This is a genomic window from Streptomyces melanogenes (genome assembly GCF_014649795.1).
Taxonomy (GTDB): Bacteria; Actinomycetota; Actinomycetes; order Streptomycetales; family Streptomycetaceae; genus Streptomyces; species Streptomyces noboritoensis.
The window spans coordinates 1-10,970 of the sequence record NZ_BMTS01000061.1 but is presented as its reverse complement, the minus strand read 5'-3'; the positions used below and the strand labels follow the sequence as shown (position 1 = coordinate 10,970).

Below are 10,970 nucleotides of genomic sequence, written 5' to 3'. Positions count from 1 at the left end.
ACCCACCTGTCCCAGGCCCAGCGCGACGAGTACCTCGCGGCATGCCCGGACATCCTCGGCAACCTGGACGGGATCCCGGCCGCCGTCCGCGACGAGGCCAACCGAGACAACCTGCAACTGCTGATCGGAAAGCTGTCGGGGGAGGACGGGGACGGGGCGCGGGACAAGCTGGAGGGGCTGAAGTTGATCGACCACCAGTTGCGCGGCGCCCCCGTCGACAAGGCTCCGCCGATGTACCTGCTGGGCATCGGCGACGAGGGCAACGGCCGTGCGATCGTCTCCTTCGGCGACCCGGACACCTCGCGGAACGTGTCCGCATACGTCCCCGGCCTCGGCACGAAGCTGGACACGGACTTCGCGGACGGCGTCGTCAACCGAGCCCGCCAGACCGCCGTGGGTGCCCGGACCTTCGACCCCTCCACCGCTGCCATCGTGTGGCTCGGCTACGACGCTCCACAGCTCACCAATCTGGATGTCATGAGCAGGCACGACGCCGAAGCGGGTGCCCCGGCGTACAACAGGTTCATGGCGGGGATCTCGGCGACGAACCAGACGGACAACCCTCACATCACCGCCATCGGCCACTCGTACGGGTCGCTGACCGTGGGCCTCGCCGCGCAGCAGCACGGCGGCATTCCCGGAGCAGACGACATCGTCCTCGTCGGCAGCCCCGGCACGGGCGCCAAGACCGCCGATGCCCTCGGCGTCGGTCGCGATCACGTCTACGTGGGTGCGGCTGACAACGACCCGGTCACCTATCTCCCGAACAAGGACGAGTCGAAGGGCATCCTGATGGGCGCAGGAGGCGGGGCCTCGGTGGGCGGCTCGCTCGGACTCGGGGCGGGGCCGCTCGGCGGCCTCGTCGGAGCCGGAGTCGGTGCGATCGCGGGAGGTGCCGCTGGCTACTTCGCCCAGGACGGCCAGACCCCCAAGAGTGAAATCTACTTCGGCACGGACCCGGCGAACCATGAATTCGGGGCACACCGCTTCGAAGTGAGCGACGGCCCGCTCCCGGTCCTGAGCGGAGAGGGCGCCACTCCCGCCCACTCCAACTACTTCAGCCCCGGCAAGGACCGGGTGTCCGCCAGGAACATCGCCCTTGTGGTCGCAGGCCACGGCGGCGAGATCAGCACACAGGAACCCCGTTGAGGCCCCTCCCCCGAACCGCCACCGCACTACTGCTCCTGACCGTCGGCGCCGCCGCCACCGGCTGCGGCCCGATGTCCGATTCCACCGAAGGAAGCCGACCCGACATGAACATGCAGCAGGGCGCCGAGCAGGCCGACGGGATCCTGCAGCAGACCCTCGGCGCCATCGAGCCGCCGTTGCGGTGGAGCCACGGGCCGTCGACCCACAGCTCGTGCGGGGACGACCCCAACGCCCCTGAGAACACGGGCAGCGTGGACCGGATCATCCAGATCCGGACCATCGTCTCCGAGGAACGGCGCGGCAGCCTCCTCGGAGTGGTCGAGCGCGCCTGGAAGGCCCGGGGATACCGGATCACGAACGTGAACACGAGCAAGCGTTTTCCCGCCATCAACGCATCCACCCCGGACAACTTCCAGGTCGAGGTGTCGGTCGGCGGCGAGGGGCAGTTCTTCTTTTCCGTGACGACGCCCTGCTTCACCATGTCCGACGTCGCGGATCCCACCGCTCAGCCGAACGCGGCCCCGCGCGAGGGCGAATTCCCCTGGCGCCCCGACACACACGACGCCTTCTGGTCCGTCACCAGCTGATACAGCGCCCCCACCGTCCCCCCGAACCGCACGCTGTACGACACATCCGGGTCGTCGCCCCCCTCCTCGTACCCCCCGATGACCCCCACCACGGACCCGTCCGCCGCCGCCCAGGGGCTGCCGCTCGTGCCGCCGGGGTAGCCCGGGCACTCCACGCGCTGCTGGGTGTCGCCGAAGGGCGTCGACCGCGTGGTGCAGGACTGGGGGGTGTCGGCGTCGCCCGGGTAGCCGACGACCGTCACCTTGCCGTCGGCCGGGGCGTTCACCGTCAGCCGCGCCGCGCCCACCACGTCCTCGACCTGAGCCCCGGTCAGGGACCCCGGGCCCAGGACCGCGAAGGCCACGTCGTCGTCCTCGCTCTGGTCCTCCTGCCACGCGTCGTCCGTGTACGTGTCCTTGACCGGCCACGTCCCGTACGGCGCCTGCCCGTCCCGGTAGCCCGGCACGAACACCGCGTCGCCCTGGTCGTCCAGGCAGTGCGCGGCCGTGACGATCACGTCGTGGCCCGCGCTGTGCACCACCGACGCCGTACAGAAGTGGTCCCCGTCCAGACCCCCGTCGAACAGCGCGCCCACGCGCGCGTTGGCGGCCGTGGCGGGCGCCGTGACGGTCGTACCGGCCGATCCGGCCTCCCGGTCCCCGTAGACGGGGATCACCAGGAGCACGGCCACCGCCGACAGGGCGCGCAGCTGGGAGACGTGTCTCATGGCCCCGACCCTGACCCGCGGACCTGAGAACACCCCTTGAACTTTTCTGAGAAGAGTCTGTGAAGCGCCACCGGGCCCGAACCCGAGCCCGGCTCTAGCGAACAGGCCCAGAGTGCACCAACGACAGTCATTGCCCGGAGTCACCCTGCGTGATACACAGAGTGACCATACGCGAATCCGTAGAGAACCGGTCCACCGCAGGTCAGGGCGGTGCGACCGGCACAGCTGTGCGGTTTCGGGTAAAGAGAGCCGCCAAGTCGACATACCCGAGCGGTTTCATCAGCGAAGATAGAGCCTGACCCATGCCATGGGGCAGGGGCATCGAACTACCCGACAGGGGCGGTGAGTTACGTGTACCTGGCAGCAGAAAAGGGCGACATCACCACGATCATCGGCGGGATCGCGCCCAACTGGGGCCCGTTCGGGAGCCTGGGCAACGAGGCCCGGGTGATGGTCGAAGTCGTGATGGCCGTGGCCATCCTGCTGTGCCTCGGCATCGCCGTCTGGGGCGCCGCCAAGCAGAGGATCGGTGCGACCGCGCTGCGCGACACGTTCAGCGCGGAACAGGGCAAGGGTCTGATCGTGGCCGGGCTGACCGGCGTCTTCATCATCGGCTCGCTCGGCACGCTGTTCACCATCGTGTACGGGATGGCCGTCTGACCCGACCTCAGGTCCGGCCCCGTCCCGCCGCGTTCGTCCCCCTGGGGCCCGCCCAGGCCCTTCCCCCACACCATCCGTCCGTCGTGCCCACCGGCTGAGGTTGCGTCTCCCTGATGTCGAGTCACCACACCGCGCCCGCGCGGGAACCAGCACGGCTACCGTCGTACTACACGACGGACCAGCGAAGGGTTGAGGGGGCGTACGCGGCATGAGCCTCGGCGACGAGCACGACTCCAGGCGCACGGAGGACGCGTACAGCACCGTCGGTGGTACGCGCCAGACGCGCACCCGGCTGCCCGAGGGCGAGGGCGCCGACGTGTACGGCGGCGCCCGCCGCCCCGTCCGCGCCTCGCGCTCCCTGCTCACGGTCGTCGGCGTGGTGGTCCTCCTCGTCGCCGCGATCGCCTTCGCCAACCGGGGCGACGGCGGCGACACCTCCTCCGACGACCCCAAGCACGCCGACCCGAAGCCGACGGCCGCGACCGGGGTCGACCCGGTCCAGGGCAAGACGGCCGGCATCGCGACGGGCTTCCCCCAGACGGAACAGGGGGCGCAGTCGGCGGCTGCGAACTACGCGGTGGCGCTGGGCTCCGACGGCATGTTCAACGCCGCGCACCGGCACACCATCGTCGATGCGGTGGCGGACGCCGCCAGCAAGGACAAGCTCCAGGCGGGCTTCGACACCAACTACTCGCCCGGCCTCAACCAGCAGATCGGCCTCACCGCGGACGGCGCCGCGCCCGCGGGCACGACGTTCGTGAACCGGACGGTCCCGGCGGGCACGAAGGTACAGAGCTACTCGCCGCAGGCCACCAGCGTCGACGTGTGGTGCATCGGCCTGTTCGGCCTGACCGGCGAGAAGTCCACCAAGCCGGTGACGACCAACTGGTTCACCATGACGCTCAAGCTGGCCTGGAACGGGTCGGACTGGAAGGTCCTGGAGACCGCGCAGAAGAAGGGCCCGACACCGGTCACCGGCGACAACACCGTGTCCGGCTCCGAGGAGATCGCGAACGCCGTCAAGGAATTCGGAGGGTTCACGTATGCCCGGTAGCCCTCGCGGCCGTACGCGCGCGCTCGTCACGTCGGTGACCGTCCTGCACACGGCCGTCTTCCTGTTCGCCGCCCGCGCGGCGGCGGCCCCGACGCCGACTCCGACGCCGCCCGGCACCTCGCCGTCACCGGCGCCGGACAAGAGCGGCAACCCCTGTTCGCTGATCTCCGGGCCGGCCCGGGACTACTGCGACAGCGGGTCCTCGGGCGCGCCGCAGAGGGGCGGCACCGTCGCCCCCGGCGACCCCGCCGACCCCCTGACCTCCCTCGCCCGCGGCTGCGCCGACGCCGCCGTCTGGGTCGTCGACACGCTCTCCAAGTTCGTGAAGACCGCCGCCAAGGTGGACTTCACCAACCCCGCCTTCCTCGGCCGCTACGCCGTCGTCTTCGCCGCCGCCACCATCCTCACCCTCGTGCTGTGGCTGCTCGCCGTCGCCAAGCGGGCGATCCGCGGGGTGCCGCTGACCACCGCGATCTCCGAGGCGGTCGGGTTCCTCTGGCTCACCGTGCTCGCCTCCGCGTTCACCCCGCTGATCCTCTACACCGTGGTCAACGCCACCGACGCCGTCACCGACGTCATCGCCGCCGGCACCGGCGACCAGACCGACGTCTTCTTCGGGTCGTTCTCGGACGCGCTGAAGAAGGGCACGGACATCGGCGGCGGCCCGATCATGTTGATCGTCGTCTCCCTGGTCACCATCCTCGCCGCCGGCATCCTCTTCCTGGAGCTCTACATCCGCGCCCTCCTGCTGTACGTGGGCGCGCTGCTCGGCGTCGTCGTGTACTCGGGACTCGTCGACAAGAACATGTGGGGCCACGTCCGCCGCTGGGCCGGGATCATGATCGCGATCATCCTGGTGAAGCCCATCATCGTGATCGTCCTCAGCCTGGCGGGCGCGCTCTCGGCCGGGAAGGGGCCGGACTCCTTCCAGGCGGTCGTCTCAGGCCTGGCCATCATCCTGCTGGCCATCTTCGCCTCCGCGATGATCTACCGCTTCGTACCGGGCTTCGGCGACGAGATCGCCGCCGCCCGCACCAACCGCAAGCAGGCCACCGACGGCTCCCAGGCGGCCGCCGTCATCTCCTCCCCGGCCGCACTCGTCTCGCAGGGCATCAAGACCCACAGCAGCCGCGGCAACCAGGGCAACAACGCCCAGCCCCGGCCCGCCAACCCGATGTCCGGCGGCGTGGCCGCCCACAGCAGCCGGGGCTCCTCGGGCGGCGGTGGCGGCGGCGGATCTGTCCCCTCCGCCGCACCCCCGCCCCGTAACGGCTCCGGACCCACCAGCGGCACCCCGCACAGCAGCCGCAACACCGGCAACAAAGGCAACAACAGCACAGGAGGTGGAGGGCGTTGACGACCCAGTCCCAATCGGTCTCGCCCCGCCGCACGTATCTGATCGGCCGCGCCAGGCCGTCGGCCATCGTCGGCAAGAACCGCGAGACCGGCGAGATCGCGCTGATCATCGGCGGCGCGTTCCTCGGCATGATGGCCGGACTGCTGGTCCCCGTCCTGTCCCTGCGGATCGTGCTGCTCATGGGCTTCCCCATGCTGGCGCTCGCCGCGGTGTACCTCCCGTACAAACACCGCACGTTCTACAAGTGGTTCGAGATCAACCGCAGCTACAAGCGCTCGCTGCGGCGCGGCACCACCTACCGCTCGGCCGCCATGGAGGCGGGCGTGCGCGGCGACGGGCGCGAGGTCGAGGTCGGCCCGCCGCCCGGCATCGGCCGGATCAGCTGGCTCGCCGCGCCCTTCGGCCCCGACGAGATCGCCGTCCTGCTGCACGCCGACCGGCGGACCGTCACCGCCGCCATCGAGATCGAGGGCCCCGGCGTGGGCCTGCGCGACTCGGAGGACCAGGAGGCCCTCGTCGACCGGTTCGGCACGCTGCTCAAGCACGTCGCCAACGGCGACGGGTTCGTCACCCGCCTCCAGATGCTCGCCCGCACCCTGCCCGCCGACCCGGACGCGCACGCCAAGGACGTCGCCCAGCGCGGCGACCACGGCTCACCCGGCTGGCTCCAGGAGTCGTACGAACAGCTCCAGTCCATGGTGTCCACCTCCAGCGAGCAGCACCGGGCGTATCTCGTCGCCTGTATGCAGTACTCGCGCGAACTCGCCGCCGAGGCGCACGCCATGGCCCGCGCCGCCCGCCCCCAGCCGGGCCGCAAGCTCGACAGGGACGCCGGACTCGCCGTCGTCATGGCCCGCGAGCTCGCCGACATCTGCGCCCGGCTCGCCGAGGCCGACATCCGGGTGCGCCAGCCCCTCGGCCAGGGGCGGCTCGCCTCGCTGGTGCACTCCATGTACGACCCGGACCACCCCATCGACCACATCCAGGCCATGACCAAGCGCAACGCCTGGCCCGCCGAGCTGGACGCGGTCGAGCCCACCTATCTCCAGGCCAAGACCCGCGAGTCGTCCACGCGCGCGCCCTGGTGCCACGCCACGGCATGGGTGAAGGAGTGGCCGATGACCCCCGTGGGCGTCAACTTCCTCGCCCCGCTGCTCGTCCACACCCCGGACGTGATCCGTACGGTCGCGGTCTGCATGGACCTCGAACCCACCGAGGTCGCCATCGAGCGCATGCTCACCGAGAAGACCAACGACGAGGCCGAGGCCTCCCGCGCGGCCAAGATGAACCGGACCGTCGACCCGCGCGACATCGCCGCCCACGGCCGCCTCGACCAACGGGGTGAAGATCTGGCCAGCGGCGCGGCAGGAGTCAACCTCGTCGGGTACATCACGGTGTCGGCGCGCTCCCCCGAGGCGCTGGCGAGGGACAAGCGCACCATCCGCGCCTCGGCCGGCAAGTCGTACCTGAAGCTGGAGTGGTGCGACCGCGAGCACCACCGGGCCTTCGTCAACACCTTGCCGTTCGCGACCGGCATCCGCCGCTAGCCGAGAGCTGATTGGGGCCTGCTCATGCGAGATCCGCTCTCCGCGCTCACCAACGCCTTCACCTCCTTCCTCTTCGGGAAGGTGGAGACCACCCGGCTGCCCGTGCGCACCTCCACCGGCCAGGCGCAGGCCGTCTACCTGCCGACGGCCGCGCCCGGCCTGGGCGACTCGGGCGTGATCATCGGCCGCGAGGTCTACAGCGGCAAGGGATACATCTACGACCCCTTCCAGCTGTACGGCCAGCAGCTGCCCGCGCCGCACTGGCTGGTCCTCGGCGAGTCCGGCAACGGCAAGTCGGCCCTGGAGAAGACCTACGTCCTGCGCCAGCTGCGGTTCCGCGACCGGCAGGTCGTCGTCCTCGACGCCCAGGGCGAGGACGGCGTCGGCGAGTGGAACCTCATCGCGCGCGAGCTGGGGATAACTCCCATCCGGCTGGACCCGATGGCCGCCCTCGACGGCGGCATCCGGCTCAACCCTCTGGACCCGGCGATCACCACCACCGGCCAGCTGGCGCTGCTGCGCACCATCATCGAGGTGGCGATGGGGCACGGCCTGGACGAGCGCTCGGGCTTCGCCCTGAAGGTGGCGCACGCCTACGTCAACGAGACCATCACCGACCGCCAGCCCGTCCTCACCGACATCGTGGAGCAGCTGCGCCACCCGGAGGCCTCCTCGGCGGTCGCCATGAACGTCGACATAGACGACGTCCGGGCCTGGGGCCTGGACGTGGCGCTCGTCCTGGACCGGCTGGTCGACGGCGACCTGCGGGGCATGTTCGACGGACCGACCACGGTCGGCATCGACCTGGACGCGCCGCTGATCGTCTTCGACCTCTCGCACATCGACCGCAACTCGATCGCGATGCCGATCCTGATGGCCATCGTCGGCGTCTGGCTGGAGCACACCTGGATCCGGCCCGACCGCAAGAAGCGCATCTTCCTGGTGGAGGAGGCCTGGCACATCATCAACTCGCCGTTCGTGGCGCAGCTCTTCCAGCGGCTGCTCAAGTTCGGCCGGCGCCTCGGTCTGTCCTTCGTGGCGGTGGTGCACCACCTGTCGGACGTGGTGGACGGGGCGGCGGCCCGGGAGGCGGCGGCGATCCTGAAGATGGCGTCGACCAGGACGATCTACGCCCAGAAGACGGACGAGGCGAGGGCGACGGGCGGGGTCCTCGGCCTGCCCCGGTGGGCGGTCGAGATCATCCCGACGCTCACGCCCGGTATCGCCGTCTGGGACGTCAACGGCAACGTCCAGGTGGTCAAGCACCTGATCACCGAGCGGGAGCGGCCGCTGGTCTTCACCGACCGCGCGATGACGGAGTCGGCGGCGACCGATGACGTACTCGCCCATGAGCTGGAGAGCCAGCTGGAGTCGGAGAGCGAGCGCAGAGCAGCGCTGATGGAACAGCAAATGTCCGGCACCTCCTCCCCCGAGTCGACCGTGGCCTGACGGTCCGGCGGCCCCTCCCCTCAAGGGGCCTGCCGGATCAACGGCCGCCCACCCCAAGGAAGTTCCCCCGACACGCGCACGTTGCCCCGACACGCCGGAGGTTGCCTGACATGCCGGAGTCCCGCTCCCGCGGCGAGGAGCGCGGCATCCCCGACTCCCTGCTGATCGGGCTGCTCGCGTTCCTGCTCGGCCTCACGGTCCTGGTCTGGACGGCGACGGGCCTTGCGGGCCTGTTCAGCCACGGCGCCTGGCCGGACGCAGTGACGTTCACCCGCACCCCGCTCGCCATGCGCCGGCTGATCCAGGCCCCGCACGACCTCCCGGCCGCCTGGCCGGACACCCCCGCCGCCCAGCTTTCCGGCTACGGCCTCTTCTGGGGCCTGCTCATCGGCCAACTGCTGGTGCTGCTCGTCCTCTTCATCTTCGCCCTGGGTACGTGGTCGCGCTGGCGAGCCGTACGCGCGAGAGCCAAGGCGGCGGCCGCGATGCCGGGGAACCCGGTGTTGGGTCTGAACAGGGGCGCAGCCGGGGGCGGCGGGCTGGTTGGCGGTACGCCGACACCAGCCCAGCAAGCCCAGCCGCCTGCTCAGGCCGGACCGCCGCCGGTGGCCGACGCGGGCTCGGGTCCTGCGGCCGCTGATTGGGGCACCGACCCTGCGGCCACGCGCGCGTGGGGCCCGGCCGCGGGCACGGGAGCGGCTCGTACGGTACGTACGGACGGGGCAGCGGGCGCATGGGACGACCCGGCCCTCACCCCGGCGCCCGGCACGGCGAGTTGGCAGCCCGAAGGCCCGGGAGCAGGGCGGCTCCCGTCGCCGCGCGCGGCCCGCCCTCCCAGACTTGTCTACGGCGGCCCCGACGCCCGCCGCCCCACGGCCGTCCAGGCCATCCAGGACGCCGAGGGCGCCGCGCTCGTCATCACCTCGGACCCCACCCTGTGGGCGGAGACCAAGGACGCGCGCGCGAAGCTCGGCCCTGTGCACGTGTACGACCCGGGGCACCTCTGCGACACCCCGGCCCGGCTGCACTGGTCGCCCACGAGCGGCTGCGAGGACGCGGACGTGGCGGCGGCCCGCGCGACCGCGCTGCTCGCGCCCGTACGCCCGCAGGCGCGCATAGACGCCGCCATGGCCGACACGGCCGAGACCCTGCTGCGGTGCTGGCTGCACGCGGCCGCGCTGGACAGCCGGGACGGCAAGGCGGTCAAGCAGATGCACCGCTGGGCCCAGGGCACCGGCGTCCACGAGGCCGTACGCATACTCCGCACCCACCCCAAGGCCATGAGCGGCTCAGCGGGCCTCTTGGAGTCGGCGCTGACCGCGCACCCCGAACGCCGGGAGATCGCCCAGGAGCTGACGGCCCGTGCGCTCGACGCGCTCTCCTCGATCCACATCCGCGAGGCCTGCACACCGAACCGAGCGGATTCGCTCGCCCTGGAATCATTCGCCGCGGAAGGGGGCACGCTTTACGTGGTGGGTGAAGCCATCGAGGATCCGCGGTCCCGCCCCGCCGCGATGCCGCTCCTCACGGCCCTCGCCTCAGACGTGGTCGAGCGCGGCCGCCGCATGGCCGAACGGTCACCCGACGGTCGGCTCGACCCACCAATGACGCTGGTCCTGGACGACGTGGCCGCGGTGGCGCCGCTGCCCCGGCTGCCCGAACTCCTGTCGACCGGCCAGGACCTGGGCCTCCCGACCCTGGTCCTGCTCCGCTCGGCCGAACAGGCGCGGGCCCGCTGGACGGAGACGCTGACGCCGTAGCGGTCGCGTGTGGCCCGCTATGGACTACGGGCGGGGGAACACCATCTCGACCTCGTGGGTGTCCGGCATCCCGGCCGGCCCGGGCGCGGTCTTCCCCGTCCGTACGAACCCGAACTTCCGGTAGAAGCCCTCGGCCCGCTCGTTCTGGTTGTGCACATAGAGCCGTACGCGTTCGAGCCGCGGCGCCTCCAGCGACCAGGCCCACTCCAGCGCGCTCTCGAAGAGCCTCTCGGTGAGCCCGATGCCCCGGAACTCGGGGCGTACGAAGACGCCGACGACATGTCCCTGGGCAGCTTCGATGTCCAACCCGAAGAAGTCGACGTTCCCGGGCTGCTCGGCCAGGACGACGACGGTCCCGGCCCAAGTGCCGTCGGGGCTCACGGCCACGAATTGGCGGGCGCCGGTGCCGCTGCTGGCTCCGGCGGTACGTTCCTGCCAGAAGGAGTCCGGGTGGGCGTTGGCCTGCTCGGTGGTCTCAAGGAAGGCAACAGGGGCGGCGGGGTCGGCGAGCCCGGCCAGCCGGAGCTCCTTGACCTCGCGCCATTCATCGGCCCGTACGGGGCGTATCACGTGATCCATGGCCAGATCCTGCCATGAAACGCAGAAAAGCCCCGTACCGGTTTCCCGGTACGGGGCTTTTCTCAAAATTTGTTCGGCGGTGTCCTACTCTCCCACAGGGTCCCCCCTGCAGTACCATCGG

The 10,970-nt window shown here is 70.9% G+C and carries 10 protein-coding genes; 8 read left to right on the top strand and 2 right to left on the bottom strand.

Features of this window, described 5'->3' with window-relative positions:
- Together IE252_RS42470 and IE252_RS42465 are read left to right on the top strand one after the other, a co-directional pair.
- On the top strand, positions 1-1,149 hold a 1,149-nt coding region (locus IE252_RS42470), incomplete at its 5' end, for an alpha/beta hydrolase (protein ID WP_229849163.1).
- A gap of 104 nt (positions 1,150-1,253) precedes the next feature.
- On the top strand, positions 1,254-1,736 hold the full coding sequence (locus IE252_RS42465; RefSeq protein WP_190094872.1) for a hypothetical protein: 483 nt from the start codon (positions 1,254-1,256) through the stop codon (positions 1,734-1,736).
- Here IE252_RS42465 and IE252_RS42460 read toward each other — a convergent pair.
- On the bottom strand, positions 1,655-2,443 hold the full coding sequence (locus tag IE252_RS42460; protein ID WP_190094871.1) for a trypsin-like serine peptidase: 789 nt from the start codon (positions 2,441-2,443) through the stop codon (positions 1,655-1,657). The two genes, IE252_RS42465 and IE252_RS42460, sit on opposite strands and share 82 nt — an antisense overlap.
- A gap of 351 nt (positions 2,444-2,794) precedes the next feature.
- Here IE252_RS42460 and IE252_RS42455 point away from each other — a divergent pair, with 351 nt between their 5' ends.
- From IE252_RS42455 to IE252_RS42430, 6 genes are all read left to right on the top strand, one after another.
- Positions 2,795-3,103, top strand: coding sequence for a DUF8827 family protein (locus tag IE252_RS42455; RefSeq protein ID WP_101389324.1), 309 nt, complete (start codon positions 2,795-2,797; stop codon positions 3,101-3,103).
- A 208-nt stretch (positions 3,104-3,311) separates the two neighbouring features.
- A complete protein-coding gene (locus IE252_RS42450) occupies positions 3,312-4,157 on the top strand; it encodes a DUF8175 domain-containg protein (protein WP_190094870.1) in 846 nt (281 codons plus the stop codon).
- A complete protein-coding gene (locus IE252_RS42445; RefSeq protein WP_190094869.1) occupies positions 4,147-5,514 on the top strand; it encodes a hypothetical protein in 1,368 nt (455 codons plus the stop codon). The genes IE252_RS42450 and IE252_RS42445 overlap by 11 nt, the downstream gene beginning before the upstream one ends.
- Positions 5,511-7,061: an SCO6880 family protein gene (locus IE252_RS42440; protein WP_190094868.1), complete on the top strand. Its 1,551-nt coding sequence runs from the start codon at positions 5,511-5,513 to the stop codon at positions 7,059-7,061. The genes IE252_RS42445 and IE252_RS42440 overlap by 4 nt, the downstream gene beginning before the upstream one ends.
- 24 nt (positions 7,062-7,085) lie before the next feature.
- Positions 7,086-8,510, top strand: coding sequence for an ATP-binding protein (locus tag IE252_RS42435; RefSeq protein WP_190094867.1), 1,425 nt, complete (start codon positions 7,086-7,088; stop codon positions 8,508-8,510).
- 110 nt (positions 8,511-8,620) lie between these two features.
- Positions 8,621-10,270: a type VI secretion protein gene (locus IE252_RS42430; protein ID WP_190094866.1), complete on the top strand. Its 1,650-nt coding sequence runs from the start codon at positions 8,621-8,623 to the stop codon at positions 10,268-10,270.
- Between the two features lie 24 nt (positions 10,271-10,294).
- Here IE252_RS42430 and IE252_RS42425 read toward each other — a convergent pair whose 3' ends face one another.
- Positions 10,295-10,849, bottom strand: a complete 555-nt coding sequence (locus IE252_RS42425; protein ID WP_190094865.1) for a GNAT family N-acetyltransferase — start codon at positions 10,847-10,849, stop codon at positions 10,295-10,297.
- Between the last annotated feature and the right edge of the window lie 121 nt (positions 10,850-10,970).